A 17,229-nucleotide genomic window follows, 5' to 3' on the forward strand; every position below is an offset into this window, starting at 1 on the left:
AGGTACCTCTGCCTATCCCCTGCCACCGAGTAGCCAACTGCCCACGGAGCGCAGGTAGCTCAAGGCATCGCTGTCCTTTTTTCGGGTAATCGGTTCGAGCAGATTGGCGAGCTCTTGCTGACGCGCTTCGCTTAAATCCTGGTGGCGCTCCAAAAGGCTAACCAGTGCCTGTTGGTCTTGCTGGCGAAGGTTTTGTGGTGGTGGGAGCGGGGTGGTATCCGGCAGGGCAACAGGTGCCTTTTCCTCTTCGCGATAGACCACCAGGGTGGCTGCTGCCAGGTCGCCAAGGCGCTGGAAGTGACGCCCCAGTGTCATGCTTATTACGCCAGTGGCGTAGGCAAATGGCATAAAATCCGCAAAGCGTAGCAGGTTGCGAACGATGGATGCTCCCCAGGATACCGGCGTAAGGTTGTCGTTGACCACCATTAGGCCAAAGGCCTTTTTGCCCGGTGTCTGGCCGTTCCGCAAAACTTCAAAAAACACCGGGTAAAACCACTCGAGAAGAAAGGCGCAGACGAGCCAGATACCCGCACCGGCAAAGCCGGCAAATAGCAACGCAAAGCCGATCGCAGCCAATATCAATGATCGATAAAACACATCCACTGCATACGCAAGGATACGTGGCACGGGCCCAGCGGCCCGCGCGCGCAAATCAATCCCCTCGGGTGTTTCGACGTTATAGGTGGTATCCAGCAAGCCACCGCTCCTGTTTGGTAGAACCGATTATGTGTTTTGAGTGGGGGCGCCGAAGACCTGACGGTAAGCAACGCCGTAAGTCGCAAAAATCCAGGGAAGGGCGAATATTAATCCTATGAGGAATAGAAGGCTGCCTGCAACGTAAATGACCATCATTACCAGCAAAAGGCCAAAAAAGGCGAACCAGTTTTTGGTGATGGCTTTACGTGAAGCCTCCATAGCCTGCCAGGGACCCAGGTTGTGATCTACGATAAGCGGCAGGGCCATCATATAGGCGACTGAAAGATAGATACCGGGAATAAGTAACAGGTAAAAGCCAATCGAAACGAGGAAATATAATAAAAACATTGCCAGGCCAAGGGGCACGATTTTATCGAAATAGGAGAATACCTCGGTGGCGCTGGTTTTTTCTCCTCTGGCAATCTTTATACTTACCATCATAGAACCTGCCATAAGAGGGGCAACGATCACTATTACGGCGATAGGCGCTAAGATGACTAGGAATAGCATGCCTGATAAACCAGCAGCCGATGATATAGAACCCCACATTAATGCCGCTAGGATGAGCATTATTGCGGATGCGCCCAGTGCGTAAAGAATAAAACTAAGCCATATAGTTCCCATATTGCTTAGTGATAATTGCCACCCTTCACTGAGGGCTTCACCGAGAGAAAACGAATAGTCCCCTGCAATCCCCTTCTCTACAGAGCCGAATTCCTCCATTTCCCGCGTACTTGCCAAATCGGCTTTTGGTGCCGTATAGATGTCACTCATCCTGTTAGCTGTCCTTATTGAGATTTAGATTATTTATGGGGTGCAGAGTCTTGGGAGGGGAATATCTCATAGGCGGGAGTGGCGAACAATGCCACGCCAATACATCGGCAAATTAGGTGATACATCTTTCTCAGCATAAAATCCCCGGAGAGTGACTAAGGAATAGAATTGATGAAAAAAATACTGTGGATGAGCGGTCTGGTTTTGGTATTGATTGCCGCTGGATATGTCGCCTTGCCGTTTTATTCCATCGAGCAATTGCAACGTGCGGCGAAAATGGCTAAATCCGATCAGCCGCAGGTTAGAACTGAGAGTATCGACACGTTAGAGCATTATGTCGATTTTCCTGTTTTACGTGACAATTTAAAGATCCGCATACAGCAGCAACTTAGGAACTCCCTAAGTAATTCTATTCCTCAGGAATTTGATGAATTACTCAGTGCTGGTGCAAATTTCTTTATGGATCCACTTTTACAACAGTTTATTACTCCTGAGGGCATTGCCGACCTTCTTCGTGGGGGAGAGGATCTGGAGGCATTTCAGCGGGAAATTTATCGACAGGGTAGTGAAACACCGGATATTTCCGGGAATGAGACTTCTGCAGCGGAAGAAGATGAAGATTCCTGGCAGCGCATGGGGTGGCATTTTACCGACCTCAATCATCTGAGTGTTGAATATGGTGAGCATGGCCGCCCTGAATTGCGTCTGTTGATGCAACGCAATGGTCTGCGCTGGCAACTGGTGGATATCCAGCTAATTGGTGATAAAAGTGGAGAGAGTCAGGAATGGAGATAGAAAATTCAGTCAACGTCTTTGGCGATCCACTGGTGCCTTGTAGCCTGGACCCGAAGACAGGCTTCTTTCGCGATGGCTGCTGTAACACCTGTAAAGAGGATCTCGGTTCTCACACCGTCTGCGTTGCCGTGACTGATAAGTTCCTGGAATTTTCCCGCAGTCGCGGCAATGACTTGAGTACGCCGGTAGAGGAGTTTAATTTTCCCGGTTTAAAGGAAGGGGATCGTTGGTGTCTCTGTGCCGCGCGCTGGCTCGAAGCGGAGAAATTGGATATGGCTCCCCGGGTATTTTTACAGAGTACACATGTGAAGGCGCTGGAAATTATTCCTATGCAAACATTGCGTCGCTATGCGCTGGATTTACTTTAGTTAATTGGGTGGATCAGCTTCTTGTCCACCTATTAACTCCCTTCAAATGGCGGCACGTCCCTGTGTCGCCACGCTACAGACAAGATAGCTACTCGGAACTTAAGAAGGCAGGAAGTCGATTGAGTAGTTCTTGGTAGTACTCTCAACGTTGGCAGAACCAAAATTGATCATGCGGATTCTCGCCAGCAACTTGCGTTCAAGTGCCGGGTTATTGAGCTCGCTCTCTACCAATTTGATCGACGCGATAGCACCATTCGGTGCGATCACCAACTGTACGGTGAGCCTTCCCTGCAGAGTTGGGTCCCTGCGCAACGCACGGTTATAGATTCCAATAATAGCCTCTTTATTGGCTTCCATAACACTGCGAATGGAATCGTCGGTACGTATGGATTTTTGCCCTCTGGCCTTGGCCACCGCTTCATTGGTTGAACCCTTTGCCTGGGTACTTTGCACTCGGGTGTTCTCACGCCCGGCCAGTGAGACACCACCGGTATCGCGACTCACTCTGCCGGCGGCAACGCCGCCGCTGGAGGCTTTTGACTTATCCGCGATCATACTGCGTTCTATTTTAGTGGCAGTAGCATTCCCCGAGCTGAGCTGGCCCCGGCTAATATCCGATGTATTAAAACTCTCGCGCATATCCAACAGATCATCGGCGAGTGCATTCAGGCCGCTATTGGCCGCTTTCTCCCGGGCCTGCTGTACTTTGGCAACCGGGGGATTTTCAACCTTGCGCGGCTTCTCCACAGGCTTGGGCTTGTCGGGTGTTTCCGCTTTCTTTTTGGGTTTCTCTTCGGGCTTTTTCTTTTCCTCGGGCTTCTTTTGCTCTTTGGGTTTCGGCTTTGGCTTGGGTTTTGGCAATTCCTTTTTTTCCAGAATTACTTTGGCCAGCTGTGGAGGTACCCTTTCGGCCTGCTCCCGGGTGAGTTCGGGTACTGGCGCCAGTGCAACGGCAATACCACTGATGGCCAGGGCTATCAGGCCACCGCGCAGTAATTTGATAAATCGCTGATCCTCCTCTCTCGAGGCGGACCAGGGAAGTACTGTTTCCTGTAGTTGCCAGGGGGCGTAACTAATGGTTGCTGTACTCATATCAGGATTCCACCCCCGAAGGATCTTCCGGCGCTGTTTGTTCTACGGCGAAAGACATATCGCGGAAGTCTGCGGCTGCGCAAGTGTGCATGATCTGCTTTAGCAATTCATAAGGAACTTGTTCATCACCTAAAATAGTCACTGCTCGGCCCAGAGTTTTCTGGGCTTCGCTCAGCTCTCCCGCTCGTTCAGCACGATATTCAAGCTCTGTTACCAGGGCCTCAATATTCTCTGCGCTGGGATCGATATCATCGATGTTGGCGATAAATCGGTCCCCGACAAACAACTGTTTATTGTTGACCCGCACTACAGTAGTCACCTCGGGCTTCTGTTGTGAGGTGGACTTGGGCAGTTTTATGGTTTTATCAGTCTGCAGAACCTGAACATCACTGGTTGAGTTCACCAGAAGGAAAAATACCAGGATGGTGAAGATATCCATCAGTGATACCAGGTTCAGTTTTGACTGCTGCTTTTTTTGCCTTTGCCTGCGCTCTTGCAGTTTTGCGGCTGCATTTATCTTCATAGTTTGGCCCCGCTATTTTGTCTGCTCCGGTGCATCGCCGAGAGATATCTGGGGGAACAGTTCTGCATCAACAACAGATGCGGCCACTACAGCCCGGTAGCTGCGTGCAGTATCCATGGCGGCGACCAGAGTTTTGTAAGGCGTTCCCTTTTCTGACAGGATCACCAGATCATCTTTGTCGATAGATTTTTCCCGCAACTGCCGTTTTATCTGCTGTAAAACGACAGATATCGTGGCGAAATCCGGTGAGTTTTCCTCGTGTGGGATGCGTTTAACCCGCTGTCCAGCGGGATAATTGATATCGACATACTGCGTGCGCAAAACGAGTTCGAGCTGGCGGTTTTCCTCCACACTACTGGAGCTTCCGTCACTGATACCCGGCAGATTCAACTTGAGCACTGAGATATGGGAAAACACCATATTTAGCAGTAACACTGGAACCAAAATGGTCATCAAACTCATAAACGAGGTGATATCAAGTTCTGCTTCCTCATGTCCACGCCGGCGAATATTTATGTTCAGCATGGCGGTATCCCTTAGCTGTTAGCGGTGCGTTGTTCCGCTTTCTGTGGGCGTCCCATGGTCAGCAGATTAAGGAATTTAACCCCGGCCATTTGCAAACTATCGACAATCTCATTGGTTTTATTTTGTAGCATTGAGTTAAACAACAGCAGGGGAATGGCAGAAATCAAACCGAATGCTGTAGTGTTCATCGCTACGGAAATACTGGTGGAGAGCATGGTCGCTTTTTCAGATGGGTCGGCACTGGCTACTGCAGTAAATGCAGCAATCAGACCCATAATAGTGCCGAGTAGGCCCAGCAGAGTGGCAATATTAGCGAGAGTGGCCAAGTAACTGGTGCGTTTTTCCAGACGGGGAACAGCTTCGAGAATCCCTTCCTCAATAGCCAGGGCAATATTTTCCTCGCGCTTGGCAAATTGCAAAGTGTTGATGCCCGCTGCGGCGATACGGCCCATTGCTGCATCGTTGTCTCGGGCCAGCTGCAAGACACTTTGATAGCTGCGTTTTTGCAACATGGGCAATACTTGTTGATACGCCTTTTTATTGGCATTCCGCGCGCGTGATAAAAATATCCAGCGCTCTACTACCATTGCCAGTCCGATAACCAGGACCACTGCAATTGGGTACATGAAGGGTCCGCCATTTTGGAAAAAACGCAGCATCGCTTGAGTGAATTCCATGATTTAATTCTCCACAGATAAAGTTATAAATTTGTAGTGCAAAGGGAGAGCGATTGAGTTCCCACCCTTGGTGTATAAAGAGGGCCGCGGGACGTTGAAGCCTGCTGCGGCGGTTCCATGTCTTCGCTGTATAAATTAAGCAGTGCCGCTTCCATACGCCGCAAAAAATTATTTTTAATTTTGTTGGGCCAGCCTAATCGGTTTTTTCCTGTTCAGCTTGTAACAGCTTTATTTCCCGCCGAAATTCAGAATATTCCTGATGTTCAAATACAGAGGAGAAAGTTTGCGGCAGAACGCTGTCGAGCCTTTGTAAACTGTCGGCTTGCTTCCAGGGAATGATATATAAAACCTTAGGTTGTTCCTGACTGCCAATTACGGTGGACTCCAGCGTTGTTATTTCCTCTGCTGTTGCGCCGTATGCAAAGATAGACAGGCTCAGTATGAGGCTAGAAAATAATTTCATTGTTAAAGTCTCCGCTCCAGCTCGAGTATCCATGCACTGAGCAATTTATCCTGTTCAGTACCGGAATCTTGCGCTGCCATATAATGCTGAAGGGCACGCTCGGGTTGTTGCAGGTAAAGGTCGTAGAGGATTCCCAGGTTGCGGTGTGCATCGGCATAGTGTGGCCAACGCTCTATGGCGGCGTTGTAGTATTGCTCTGCATCTTCGAACCGCCCCCGGTCACGCATCAGGGCGGCAAGACGATTCCAGGCAAATACATTGTTATCGTTTACAGCAATAGCCTGGCGAAAGCTGCGCTCGGATTCCTCGTATTTCTCGCCGGACTGTTGCACGATTGCCAGGTTAAGCCAGGCTCCAGAGAGCTCCGGCCACTTTTCAGTAATTTGGAGCAGTTGCGATTCAGACGCAGGTAAATCATTTGCCTGAAAATTCTGGCGAGCCAGTTCCATTGCCGCACGGGCCTGTTGCGGTACTCTTTTACCATCCCGCAAGTAGGGGTTCTCTGTCAGTTGTTGCGCGGCGTCACTATCTGCGGGCGATGTCGTCTTTTGCAGGCCGCTACATGCAGAGAGTAGAAAAACCAATAGCGCAGTAGTGAATAACCGTGCGATTGAAGATAATTTATGGGCGCTAAATTCAGTGCAGTGCATCACTCCACTCCAGGGTTTTTTCTTCTTTTTTGTAGCGTGCGGGTAACAGCTCTCCCAGTGAATGGAAGCTGCGTTTAACCCAGTCGTCGTAAATACCCTCAACCGTGCGCTGGATATTGGCCTCGTGAAGCTCTATAGACTTCTCCTCAAAGGGATAGGCCTGTTCCTCCAGTAGAATTTCGTATTGTTCCAATTCCAGCTCGTTCAGGTTTTTAGGGCGCTGTGAGTCCATCAGGTCACGGCTGAGCTGTCGGTACACTTCCGCGAGGCGATAGTTTGCTTGAGGGGTGAATTCTGCGATGCCAAACTCCAGGACTTTGCGGTAATCCGCCACGGTGGTTTGCATGGCCCGCTTTTTATTAGCGAGACTGGTCTTTAACGGCAAGCGCAGTGCCAGTTCAGCAAATTTCGCATAACTTTGTTCCGCCAGTTCACTTTGAGAATAAGCGGCCAGGTAACGCCCGCGGGGTGACTGCAGCGAGTTCTGTGCAAGTTGTTGTAGCCAGTAATTCCGCTTGGTGGGCTTTTTGGTCTGAGCGTAGATTTCGACCAGCTGAAATTGCGCTTCCAGACGTTGCTCGGCGGGTTCTGGCCACAATTTGCTGTAGTTGCGATAGCTTTCAATAGCCCTGTTGTATTCACCGGCTTTTTGCAGGTTTTCTGCTGCCATAAACAGGGATTGACGGCGAACTTCCCGATCCGGATCTGTAGCGGCTAATTGCAGTAATTCTGTGGCGGCAGCCGCCGGCATTTCCAGAGCTTCAAAGATAACGATGGCTTTGGCAGCCAGTGTCGGCGTCAAGGTGTGCGCGGGATAAAACTGGCGGAAATCAGCGAGTTCTGTGCTGGCGCGCTGCCACTGCCCTAATTGAATAAGAAAATTAATCGCATCATATTGGGCGGTGGCCGCAACCTCTGTGCGCCCGCTATCGCGGATACGCAGCAGGTGATTGAGGGCTTCCTCACTGGGAGCGGCATCCTCACTCTCGCGCTGGGCCAAAATGATTTCTGCCTGGCGATAGATGGATAACTGCAATTGGCGCAATGCGTCTTTGCGCAGCTTATCGTCTGGCTGGTAGCCGAGCGCGCGGGTATAGGCAGCCTCTGCCTGGGGATATTGCTTCAGGGAAAAATGGCTGTGGGCCAGTATTATTGCAATACTTAGTTGCTGTTGCCTATTGGCTGGCGGTTGCCATTGATCGGCGTGCTCGGCAGCGGCGATGGCTTCGGCAAAGCGCGATTGTTGTAACAACTTATCGGCAGCGGCCAGCTGTACTGGCAGAGCTCTCGGGTCTTGGGGCCAGCTCTGTGCAAATTTCAGGCTCGCTTCGATATTGCGATCGAGCCACAGGATTTTCTGTTCCGACTCTTGATCCGGAGTTTGTTCATGCACTCTGGCTGCACTGAGGATGGCTCCGTAGCCGGCTTCGGCAGCATACTTGGGATCTTGGTATTCCCAGGCGACCTGGCTGTAAGCGCGCCAGGCGGCGGGGTGATCTGCAGCCTGCTCAAGACACTCCGCCATCAGGAAAACCATGGATGGCGTGCGTGGATCTTGTGGAAAAGTCTGCGCGTATTCCTGATATAACGCGGCGGCGCTGCGATAGGCACCCAGTGATTGTGCGCTGACAAGGCGACGTTCTTTCACCTTATTCGCGGGTAGTTTTGTGACCTGCTGAGCCAACTCCTGAGCGCGGGCGTGGTCAAACTGGGCCAATTCATACAGCCATGGTTGCAGGGTTTTGGCCAACTCCTGTTGTTGAGTTTTACCTGCTGCTTGCCAGTAATCACTGTTCACACCATAGCGACGCACAAAGTCCCGCTTCGTGGGCAGAACTTCTTTATGTAGTCTCCCCGCTTGCAAGGTTTCAACGGCGAGAAGATGAAGCTGTGGGGCTTGCTGGGTTTGTGGGTAGTGATTGACGAATTGTAAAAAGGTATCGGCACTATTGCGGAACAACTCTTTTTCCCGATACCAGGTACCGAGTGCACTGTATAGCTGGTGCTGATAGGGACGTGGCTCTCCATTGAGGTTAAAAGACTCAATGGCTTCAGCACCTCCCAGGTAGCTGAAGTTTAATGCGAGCCCACGCAGGCTGTCTTCACGCAGGCGCTGCCGCCCAACAGGGAGTTCCTCCCCCTGTTCCTCACTGTGCAAAATATCCAGCGACTGGAGAAAAATTTCTGTGGATGCGCGGTAATTGCTCGATTTAAATTCTGACCAAGCCAGCATATAGCGAGCATTATCCGTAAATGGACTCGGCCCCTGCTTGAGCAATGCACGGAAATCTCGGGCGGCACTGGGGTAGTCTTTGCGGTTGAATGCCGCCTCGCCACGGCGGAATAAGACTTCGCCGATAAACGGTGAGTCCGGTGCGCTACCGGCTATCTTTTCCAATGCCTGTAAGGCCGCGGGCATTTCCCCATCCAGTGCCCTGGCGCGGGCTAAGCGATAGAGAATGTAATCATCTTTCGGGCGCTGGGCAGAGAGACTTTGGTAATAATCGACCGCGCTGGAGTAGTCGACAATGGTATCCGGATTGTCGGACTGTTTTTGCTCCAGTCGTTCCATTTCCAAGTCAGCCAGGCGCAGATGGATTTGTTGCCGAACCTTGGGATCGGCGTGGCTCTGCAGTGCTGTGCGGTAACTTTGCACTAGGTTTTCCAACGCGATAGCGGTTTGCACGGGCGGACTTTGCGGTGCCTCTTCCTGAGAGCTGGGCGGGTTGGCACGGGGCAGGTCAGCCAGGGTTTGTACCGGTTGATTGCCACAAGCTGTCAGGGCACAGCAAATACCAATAGCCAGGGAGCGCAGGGTAAACACAGCTGCCGGATGCGGGGCGTTATTCATTGTCTGCGGCCCCGGTATTATCCGTGTCACTGTCAGCCTGAGAGGTTGTGGGGATCGCCTGCATTTCAGCGTCTTGCAGACGTGCGATAGCCAGGCGTGTGTGGGCCATATAATTGTGAATTTGCTGCTGCTCCCTACCCAGCTGGGCGATAACTTCTCGGCGTAGGTCGGCTTCAATCAATTCGCTGGCTCGATCAATCGCCGCTTGCTGAGCTGGAATTTCGTCACCGGCGGTGACCACCCGATAGGCTAGTTGGCGCAGTTGTGGCCCTCGCTGTGCTTCGGTATCTGTTTTCTTGCGTTGTTCCCGCCCCCTGCGTAACTGATCTTCGAGCAGTTGTAGGGATTTTTGCTGCTGCCACAACTTCTCGTGATACTGTTCACTGGCTTGCCAAAGCAAAATCCCCCGGGCTTTCGCCAGGGTTTCTGCTTGTTGTTGGCTGGCTTTGCCGCTGTCCTGGATTTTTTTAAGACGTTCTTGAGCGCCGGTGAGAATTTCCAGTAATTCGAGGGTTTCACTTTGTTCATTTCGAGTGGCGGTGGTCGCCAATAAAGTGAGTGCGTCGCGCTCCTGTTCAATATGCTCGAGAGCTGCCCTCAAATGATCATATTGCTGTGTTGCCATCTGCAACTGCTGGTCAAACTGGGCGCTATTGTAGTTATCAATAATCGTTGTACGGCGCAGGTGACGCTCTTCGATAAGGTCAGCAAATTGGGGTAGTTTATCTTGCCAGGTCTGTAGGACCTGGGTGAGCTGCTGCAGATCGCGCAGTTCGGTGAGCCGCAATTGGAAGTGGTCACTTTGTAGGATTGGCCGCAGAAAGTGCTGGTTATCGCGCAATAGGGGAGAGGCCTGGGCTAGTTGTAACCAGCCATAGCGCCAAGCCTCGCGCTGAACAGGATCATAGGCCAGCGGTTCCGTCGCCAGGTCTTGTTGTAACTGGTGTAACTCAGTAAGCGTTTCCAGGTAATAAGCTTCAGCGCTTTGATATGCTCTGAGGGCTACAGAGCGATTTTCCAGTTTTTCGTAACCATAAGGCAGGGCTACCATCGCTTCCCGTGCGGCGGGACTGTAGCGGTGTTTATCCAGTAAAAATTGCAGTGCGTCTATGCCCGCTTGGTAGTCCTCACCATTGATAGAGGACCAAGCCATTCCCAGGAGTGCGCGAGTTGCCCAGGGCGTGTTGAGGCGAACCCTGGAAAAGGCTTCTTTAGCTGCGCTGTGTTGCTCTGCAAGAGCCAGGGCGTACCCCATACCAATATGGGCTTTATCAATGAGTATGGGAATTTCAGATGAAGGAATATCAATTGTTTCTGCAAAATCAACAGCGACTTGATATTCGTGAATTGCTGCAGGCAATTGGCCGGACCTGGCAAAGGCAGCGCCTAAGTTGATATGTCCCAATAACTTTTCCGCAGGGTATAAATCGCTGGTTTCCAGTAATTTTTGAGCCGTGGTGAGGTCTTTATTGCGCAGCGCTAAGTTGAGAGGTAGAGAGGACTCCTCGGCAACCCCTGACTTTTCCAAGTGTGCTGCTGCGCTGACAAAATCACCGTTCAGGTAATTTAATTCGGCCAGCTTTAACCAGGCAGTGCGGCGATATTTTGGCGCAGCCTCGACATTACTCTGCTGTTCAAAAAGTTCAGCTGCTCGTCTATGTAAACCAAACCCTAGGCTGATCCCGCCCTCTATCAATGCGGCGTTATCCCTGTGAATTTGAATTGAATCCCGCTGTTGAGCAACCAGCAGTGTGCTCAGGGCATCAAAGTAATTCCCTTGAAAATACTCGTAAAGCGTAGCGCCATAAGCCAGGTCTTGAGCCCTTTGGTATTTTTGTGGGGCTCGCTGCTCATTGCTGGGACCGTTTGTTTCGGCCACAGTATCAGCTTCCTGAGCGCAAAGGTTACTTGCGGCAAGGATGAGCGCCAGGGATAGGGTGCGGGTAAAAGATGGGTAGTACATGGCTAATCAGGGCGTTGGCCACTGCACCAACTCAAACTCCGGCTGTTGTTTTCCGGAGTTGTCTGAGATAACCAGTTCAATAACGGCGGGCTCATCACTTTTATTCAATTCCAACTTGGCTGCCCGCTTGTATTCGCGCCCTTCGGGCCCAAGGCCAGTTATAAAAGCAGAAATAGTGTAATCACCGGATTTTAGGTTGCCTTTGTAAAGCGGTTGAATACCACCGCGAATCAACGCTTCCCGCTGATGCTCCGTATACAGATGACTTGCACTTAACTTGTTATCGATGTGTAGCTTTACTGCATCCAAAGTAAAATAGTGGCCTACATCCATAGACACATAAAAGGCGATTTGGCTCTGTGCGGGATAGAGCAAATCTTCTTCAAGAATCAATAAATCCCTGTTTAATTTAAGTACATCGCGCTTTAATTCTTCCAATTTCTCCGCAGAGAAATCGCTTTCCTGAGCCTGCACAAACGCAGAGCCTAAAAGGCCGATAAATAAAATAAAGCACTGAAAGGGGCGTCTCATGGCAGACCTTTTGATAGGAATTGGCATTATTCTTTGGTCGGCGCAAATTATGTCAGGGGATCAACGATCTGATGTGATCTTGTTGGCAAATTTTCTATGAAGATAAAACGGATTACTCAAAGATTCTCCAAACCGCGACTGAAAAACAACTTCCGGTTACTATCTATAACTACTGCTTCAAATTGGGGCAATCGATTAATAAGTGCCAAGCCTTTCTCTTTTCCCAGAACAAACACACTGGTAGAAAGGGGGTCGGTATCAAAGCCGCGGGGGCCAATAATGCTGACACTAATCAACTTATCAGTGTCTTTTGCAGAAGTTTCCGAGGGTTTTCCTGTGGATGGATTAAAAATATGGTGCACTCTATCCTGCTGCTCATCAATAAAATAACGCTCGTAATCACCTGAGGTAGAGATAGCAATATCACGCAGGGGGATAACCGCAGCATTCTTACTTTTTTCACGGGGGTGGCGAATACCCACTAACCAGGGTTGCCCCTGTTTATCTCCCAGCATGCGTGAATCGCCACCGGCACTGACACTGGCGCAGCAAATGTCTGCCTGCTTGAGGATCTCAATTGCCCGATCAACCGCATAGCCTTTGGCAATTCCCCCTAAATCTATTTTTGTGTTTTCGTGGCCAAAACGGAGTGTATTGGCCTTTTTATTCAGTTTTAAGTGACGGTAATTCAACGCTTCTAACAACGAGTCCGTTAGCTGGGCGTCTGCCTGTTTCTGCTGGCGAAAATCATAGTGCTTGCCCAGGGTGGCGTAGCTGATATCGAATGCACCGTCGGTGAGCTGACTAAACCAAAGGGATTTATCAATCAGGTTGGTGAGCTCTTTAGAAATATTGACGTTTCCCCGGCCAGCTGTGCGGTTAACGAGTGATAGTTCACTGTTTTCCTTATAGGGCGAGAGCTGATCGTCAAGTCGATGAAACTCTGCCATGACCTCTTCAATAAGGTGCTCGGCTTCAATGCCGTCCTCGTGCCAAAGTTGTAGGCGAACCTGAGTTCCCATAATTGCACGTTCAGCGTAGTGCCATTCGGCCATCGAAGGAATTGCGCAAAGTGTGGCACTACACAGTAATAGCAATTTAAAAAAGCGGAACATCACTTATCCAAGTTAAATAATGGGGGCGAAGGCAGTCATACTGTCTTGTAAGTTACTATCGCCGAGACCGTGATTCGGAAATAAGGTTGAGAAATTACCTTGCTCCCCGTGCAGGGCCATATAGTTGAGTACTACAGTTTCCACCAATAAATTGACGTTGTTAGCGGCGGGGGTGGATGTTGTTTCTACATCACCGGAGCTGCGCATATAGCCGAGTTGCTGGTGGATCGCCTGTTCGTCCGCCGTGCCACCGAGTAATTGTGGTCGGCCCGCCGGGTTGTATACCAGGAAAAATGAGGCGGCTGTCTGTTGATCATCGCCAGTCCAGACGCCTTTGCCACGGCCTTCTACCGAGTCGTCCAGCATTCCGTTGGAGAAAACGGAACCATCACTAAAAACGTAAATCATCAGGGGCTGGTTGCGGCGGGCGGCATACTCCAGGCAAGCGCCAATACAGCGCCCAGCGCGCAAATCGCGAATCTCTCCTGTGGCGCGGTCGCCGGTATGGTAGTCATAGCCACCCATGGTAATAGTGCCTGCACCGGCATATCCATTGACGACCAGCTTCATCACTGAGGCGGTCTTTTGGAACTCTCTGTCTCCACTCAATTCTGAACTGGTAAAAACACCGGATGGCCCGACGATATCAGGATCGGATTCGGGATTTAAATCGGCAGGGTTGCCAAAGCGATCAGCCAGGTCAGCACTTTTCATATAGCCGCAACGCACCAGGTCTTTAATGACTGCATCGGTGCTGACTTTAGTATTTACGTTGCTGAGTTTCGCTTCGGAGATGCGGTACATGGACTCCATCACTGCGACAGTGTCCTCCTGACTGAGCAGCCCCACCAGGTCTCCTACATCTACAAGGCCAGTAACGTCGGAAGAGCGATCCACTTTGGTGGGGCGAACTTCGGGGTTGATCATGGCGGAAGGAGCCATGGAGTTGCCACCGGAATCACTGGAGCTGGAGCCGATCAGGGCCAGTAGGGAACCATTGGCTCCCGCCTGGTTAATACCGTACATGGGATTGTGTGGGTTGTTGCCGGTGTCATTTTCCGAGCGAGCGGGAATAACCGCACCGTTGGTCGCCGATGCTGTGCCAGCAGCGATTTTTTCCAGAATGCCTCGCAACATGCCGCTGTCACTATGGAAGGCGAGACCCAGGTCAGTATTGATAAATTCATCACCGAGGGAGGGAACCATGTCCCCGGGGAGGCCTTGCTTGTTGTAGCCGGCTGTGCCGAGAAAATCCATTTGTCCGCCCTCTTTACCTACCAGCACATTGGAGCCTGCGATATTGGCGCCGCCGGCGAGATCGAAACAAATAAAAGGAATTTTACCGGCACCGAATGCACTGACGTCACAGGGGCCGCCATTGGTTTTTCGCAGTGCTTCCAGGTCCGAGGAAAGGGCTGCATGGGCACTGCGGGGATTGGCAAACAAGCTGAAGACAGAGCCGCCCAGCACTGTTCCCATGCCCGCTCGGAAGCCTTGAGCGAGAAAGTCGCGGCGTGTTACCGGGCGGTGGTGGTCCGGGTGCCGTAGGGGCTGGTCCAGATCAAAGTGTTTTTTCTTGCTCATAATATTCCCGGATATAGTTTTCGGTGTGCCGGCTCTTTATTGTGGAGGGGCTCTACCGGCGAAAGTTTTGCCGACAAAGCCGCTAGTCTTTTTTATGCGATCAGTGAATCAGGATCATGGCACTGCCCATGGCGGCAGCACATACGGCTTTCACCGTAGTTTCTGTGCGACCTGAATCACAGCTGCTGCCACAGGCGGTCATGGTGTCGATAAGCGTGTCCAGTTCTGTCTCTACAGAGGCCAGGTCCGGGGCGCTGGCAAGCTGCGAGACGCTGCCGTCATGCCAGTTCATCTCGTGGCCAAGCAAACCTTCCATGAGCGGATCGATAATCTGCGCGCGCTTGCTGGCGCTGTCGAAGGCGGTATCTGCGGAAGCGCTGAAGTCAAACCCACTGAAGTAGCTGCTGCGCTCACTGGAGTCCACCAGGGTACTGCAATACTTCACTGCCAGCTGGGTAATACCCATTTGCTGTGCAGCGAGGAATCCTTCAATGTCACTTTCAACCGGAAGCTGGCGTTTCACAGTTTCCCAGGTTTCATAAATATCCGGGTGGGACATGGAGACTCCGGTCGCCTGGGACAGGCTTGCATGGATTTGTTCAAATCGGCGCAGACCTATGCGTGATTGCGCTTCCAGATCAGCGGCATCCGCAGGTTCTGCTGGAGTAGCCTCAACCCGGTTATAGGTTTCGCTGCCGATTTTTTCGAAGGTCAGGAAAAATTCATCATCGAGGGGGCCTTTATCCAGAGTGATAATGGTCCCAAGCCTGGAGAGCTGCTGTCCTTCACCTACTAAGTAGCTATTGTCGACCTCAGTGGATAACTTGGACCAGGCCTGGCCCACCTCCGCTTCGCGGCCATTAATACCGATACGCATTCCCTCAATGGCGATTCCAGATGGATCGACACTGTCGTCGAGGCTGACAAAGGTGGGCTCACTAAACAGATAGGCATAATTATCAAATTGCTGCACAGTAAACATGACATAGCTTTCAGCAATGCCTGTGTGCTCTTCAACTTTGAATAACAGCAGATATTTTTCACCGACGCCGACTTCGTAATTGGTAGCAATATCCTCTTCCGATAGGGCGCGGGAGTGAATTGCCAAAAGGCGAATGGAGCCTTCCCAACTATTGCCGTTACTGACTTCGCTTCCTACTGCGAGGGCAAAGGTATCGTCCCAGGTAGAGAGCAAACCGGATTCACTTGGGTCCGGCTCCCCGGTATTTGCACCGTTAACGTAAAGCTTGCGTCCGTTAATTGGATCGTAAGTGGCCACCACATGCTGGAGACTGGCTTGTACAACCTGGTCGGCATCATCGGTTGCCAGGGCAGGCATACCGTCCGCATCGGTGTTGTCATTGCGGTTTTGCACGGTGTAACTGTATTGATCCTGGCCGAGAGTGAAGTTGCGAATATCATCGCCACCGGAATAGGTGACGATACGCGCGGGCCCATCCTGTGAGACGTTGGCTGGTGCCGCCCAGATTTCAATTGAGTATTCACCGGTGGCTGTGAGGGTATCGTAAAGTTTGCTGCTGGTTGCAGTAGCCCCCTGTGCTTTACCCCCCTTCAATTGCAGCCCCCAGGAGTCGATCCACTCCACATCGCCAGATAGGGCGAGATCAATTGCAGGGTTAACCCCGGAGGTATCGTAGGCAGTGGTGCCGCTGCCGGTTTTAAATTCATAGAGAGCAATTGCATTGCTCTCTATACGGCCGCCACTACTCGCAACAATACCGTCTGTGAGGCGCAGTGCCTTACTGATAACCCAGTCGGGGTCTACCTCGGTGACACTGATAGTATCGGCGAAGGCTTGGATCGCATCGGTCATTTCCGCTTCGTTATTTGAGCAGTCATCCCAGCAGTTGTGAAATTCACTGCCCAGGCGCACAGAGAAACGGGAGTCGGCCGGAGAATCCAGGTTAATTTTGCTGACCGCAGATGCGTAGGCGAGATCGACATCAGAGCTGGCAAAGTAGGGGGTTTGTGCCGTTGTCGCATCTTCACTGTGACAGTTGGCACAGTAGCTGCGCAACAGAGGGTAAACTGTAGTGCTAAAGCTGCCGCTGGATTCGGGGAAACTTTTACTGGCACCCACCTCACGCTCGACAGGTGCAACAAGGGTGATTGTATTGCTTAGGCCGCCGCTAGCCCGAGCCCATTCCTCGATGTAGTTGGTAATAATTTCCGCACAGGCATCATCGCTGGAAAGCCAACAATTGTGCCCACCACCAACCTTGGTTACCAAACGGGATTCATCGGGAACTGATAAGTTAATTAACTCACGCCCGGCATCGTAGGCAGCATTGATATCATCGCCGCGGACAAAATGTGGGCTCTGGTTATTTTCAATATGACAGCTGCCGCATCGATTTGTCGCCGCTAGGTTATCCCAGATGTACTGTTTATATTGATTGACATCATCGGTTTCAGGATCCGGTCCGGAATAGGCAGCGGTGCCATCGTTGTCGCTGGTATCCGGTTGGCTTTCGGTGCCCTCTCCACTGCCACCACTACAGGCACTGATTGCTAGGGCAGCACAAAACAGTGAAGCGATACGAAGCGTGCGAACTGTCAGTGTATTTTCTATCACTGGGAGACTTTTATAGGTTTTCATTT

16 protein-coding genes are annotated in these 17,229 nt (G+C 51.2%); 2 read left to right on the plus strand and 14 right to left on the minus strand.

What is annotated here, in order from left to right:
• Nucleotides 1-12: 12 nt before the first annotated feature.
• Together ACJJIL_RS00280 and ACJJIL_RS00285 are read right to left on the minus strand one after the other, a co-directional pair.
• A complete protein-coding gene (locus ACJJIL_RS00280) occupies nt 13-696 on the minus strand; it encodes an RDD family protein (RefSeq protein WP_445360905.1) in 684 nt (227 codons plus the stop codon).
• 27 nt (nt 697-723) lie between these two features.
• Nucleotides 724-1,470, minus strand: coding sequence for a DUF2189 domain-containing protein (locus ACJJIL_RS00285; protein WP_413663690.1), 747 nt, complete (start codon nt 1,468-1,470; stop codon nt 724-726).
• Nucleotides 1,471-1,641: 171 nt separating this feature from the next.
• On the opposite strand from ACJJIL_RS00285, the gene ACJJIL_RS00290 reads away from it, so the two are divergent.
• Nucleotides 1,642-2,265: a DUF2939 domain-containing protein gene (locus tag ACJJIL_RS00290; RefSeq protein ID WP_444906960.1), complete on the plus strand. Its 624-nt coding sequence runs from the start codon at nt 1,642-1,644 to the stop codon at nt 2,263-2,265.
• Nucleotides 2,256-2,633 carry a DUF2237 family protein gene (locus ACJJIL_RS00295; RefSeq protein ID WP_413663688.1) on the plus strand — a complete coding sequence of 126 codons (378 nt, stop codon included), beginning with the start codon at nt 2,256-2,258 and terminating at the stop codon, nt 2,631-2,633. The genes ACJJIL_RS00290 and ACJJIL_RS00295 overlap by 10 nt, the downstream gene beginning before the upstream one ends.
• Before the next feature lie 99 nt (nt 2,634-2,732).
• Here the strand turns inward: ACJJIL_RS00295 and ACJJIL_RS00300 are convergent, their stop codons facing one another.
• The 12 genes from ACJJIL_RS00300 to ACJJIL_RS00355 all read right to left on the minus strand — a co-directional run bounded on the left by ACJJIL_RS00300 (nt 2,733) and on the right by ACJJIL_RS00355 (nt 17,227).
• Nucleotides 2,733-3,725, minus strand: coding sequence for an AgmX/PglI C-terminal domain-containing protein (locus tag ACJJIL_RS00300; protein ID WP_445360906.1), 993 nt, complete (start codon nt 3,723-3,725; stop codon nt 2,733-2,735).
• Between the two features lies 1 nt (nt 3,726).
• Complete coding sequence (locus tag ACJJIL_RS00305) at nt 3,727-4,248, minus strand: ExbD/TolR family protein (protein ID WP_444906962.1); 522 nt, start codon at nt 4,246-4,248, stop codon at nt 3,727-3,729.
• 12 nt (nt 4,249-4,260) lie between these two features.
• Nucleotides 4,261-4,773 (minus strand): biopolymer transporter ExbD, encoded by a 513-nt coding sequence (locus ACJJIL_RS00310; protein ID WP_108734862.1) that lies wholly within the window; start codon nt 4,771-4,773, stop codon nt 4,261-4,263.
• Nucleotides 4,774-4,784: 11 nt separating this feature from the next.
• Nucleotides 4,785-5,450 carry a MotA/TolQ/ExbB proton channel family protein gene (locus ACJJIL_RS00315; protein WP_108734861.1) on the minus strand — a complete coding sequence of 222 codons (666 nt, stop codon included), beginning with the start codon at nt 5,448-5,450 and terminating at the stop codon, nt 4,785-4,787.
• 193 nt (nt 5,451-5,643) lie between these two features.
• Nucleotides 5,644-5,913 carry a hypothetical protein gene (locus tag ACJJIL_RS00320; protein WP_413663684.1) on the minus strand — a complete coding sequence of 90 codons (270 nt, stop codon included), beginning with the start codon at nt 5,911-5,913 and terminating at the stop codon, nt 5,644-5,646.
• Nucleotides 5,914-5,915: 2 nt separating this feature from the next.
• The gene (locus tag ACJJIL_RS00325) at nt 5,916-6,563 is read right to left on the minus strand and encodes a tetratricopeptide repeat protein (protein ID WP_413663683.1); all 648 of its coding nucleotides are present in this window, start codon (nt 6,561-6,563) and stop codon (nt 5,916-5,918) included.
• A complete protein-coding gene (locus tag ACJJIL_RS00330) occupies nt 6,550-9,414 on the minus strand; it encodes a tetratricopeptide repeat protein (protein ID WP_445360907.1) in 2,865 nt (954 codons plus the stop codon). Before ACJJIL_RS00330 ends, ACJJIL_RS00325 begins: the two co-directional genes overlap by 14 nt.
• On the minus strand, nt 9,407-11,293 hold the full coding sequence (locus tag ACJJIL_RS00335; protein ID WP_445360908.1) for a hypothetical protein: 1,887 nt from the start codon (nt 11,291-11,293) through the stop codon (nt 9,407-9,409). Before ACJJIL_RS00335 ends, ACJJIL_RS00330 begins: the two co-directional genes overlap by 8 nt.
• Nucleotides 11,294-11,383: 90 nt before the next feature.
• Entirely contained in the window at nt 11,384-11,908 is a 525-nt protein-coding gene (locus ACJJIL_RS00340; RefSeq protein ID WP_413663680.1) for an AraC family transcriptional regulator, read from the minus strand.
• Between the two features lie 116 nt (nt 11,909-12,024).
• Nucleotides 12,025-13,023, minus strand: a complete 999-nt coding sequence (locus ACJJIL_RS00345; protein WP_444911732.1) for an FAD:protein FMN transferase — start codon at nt 13,021-13,023, stop codon at nt 12,025-12,027.
• 12 nt (nt 13,024-13,035) lie between these two features.
• Nucleotides 13,036-14,607 carry a hypothetical protein gene (locus ACJJIL_RS00350; RefSeq protein WP_413663678.1) on the minus strand — a complete coding sequence of 524 codons (1,572 nt, stop codon included), beginning with the start codon at nt 14,605-14,607 and terminating at the stop codon, nt 13,036-13,038.
• Nucleotides 14,608-14,707: 100 nt separating this feature from the next.
• Nucleotides 14,708-17,227: a LamG domain-containing protein gene (locus ACJJIL_RS00355; RefSeq protein ID WP_444911731.1), complete on the minus strand. Its 2,520-nt coding sequence runs from the start codon at nt 17,225-17,227 to the stop codon at nt 14,708-14,710.
• Between the last annotated feature and the right edge of the window lie 2 nt (nt 17,228-17,229).

This window comes from Microbulbifer maximicatervae (SeqCode) (assembly GCF_052468095.1).

Excerpts from the sequence above, each read along its gene's own strand:
- ACJJIL_RS00300 (WP_445360906.1), bottom strand. The coding sequence starts at position 3,725 with ATGAGTACAGCAACCATTAGTTACGCCCCCTGGCAACTACAGGAAACA.
- ACJJIL_RS00350 (WP_413663678.1), bottom strand. The coding sequence starts at position 14,607 with ATGAGCAAGAAAAAACACTTTGATCTGGACCAGCCCCTACGGCACCCG.
- ACJJIL_RS00325 (WP_413663683.1), bottom strand. The coding sequence starts at position 6,563 with ATGCACTGCACTGAATTTAGCGCCCATAAATTATCTTCAATCGCACGG.
- ACJJIL_RS00315 (WP_108734861.1), bottom strand. The coding sequence starts at position 5,450 with ATGGAATTCACTCAAGCGATGCTGCGTTTTTTCCAAAATGGCGGACCC.
- ACJJIL_RS00310 (WP_108734862.1), bottom strand. The coding sequence starts at position 4,773 with ATGCTGAACATAAATATTCGCCGGCGTGGACATGAGGAAGCAGAACTT.
- ACJJIL_RS00295 (WP_413663688.1), top strand. The coding sequence starts at position 2,256 with ATGGAGATAGAAAATTCAGTCAACGTCTTTGGCGATCCACTGGTGCCT.
- ACJJIL_RS00340 (WP_413663680.1), bottom strand. The coding sequence starts at position 11,908 with ATGAGACGCCCCTTTCAGTGCTTTATTTTATTTATCGGCCTTTTAGGC.
- ACJJIL_RS00285 (WP_413663690.1), bottom strand. The coding sequence starts at position 1,470 with ATGAGTGACATCTATACGGCACCAAAAGCCGATTTGGCAAGTACGCGG.
- ACJJIL_RS00290 (WP_444906960.1), top strand. The coding sequence starts at position 1,642 with ATGAAAAAAATACTGTGGATGAGCGGTCTGGTTTTGGTATTGATTGCC.
- ACJJIL_RS00345 (WP_444911732.1), bottom strand. The coding sequence starts at position 13,023 with ATGTTCCGCTTTTTTAAATTGCTATTACTGTGTAGTGCCACACTTTGC.
- ACJJIL_RS00320 (WP_413663684.1), bottom strand. The coding sequence starts at position 5,913 with ATGAAATTATTTTCTAGCCTCATACTGAGCCTGTCTATCTTTGCATAC.
- ACJJIL_RS00305 (WP_444906962.1), bottom strand. The coding sequence starts at position 4,248 with ATGAAGATAAATGCAGCCGCAAAACTGCAAGAGCGCAGGCAAAGGCAA.
- ACJJIL_RS00330 (WP_445360907.1), bottom strand. The coding sequence starts at position 9,414 with ATGAATAACGCCCCGCATCCGGCAGCTGTGTTTACCCTGCGCTCCCTG.
- ACJJIL_RS00355 (WP_444911731.1), bottom strand. The coding sequence starts at position 17,227 with ATGAAAACCTATAAAAGTCTCCCAGTGATAGAAAATACACTGACAGTT.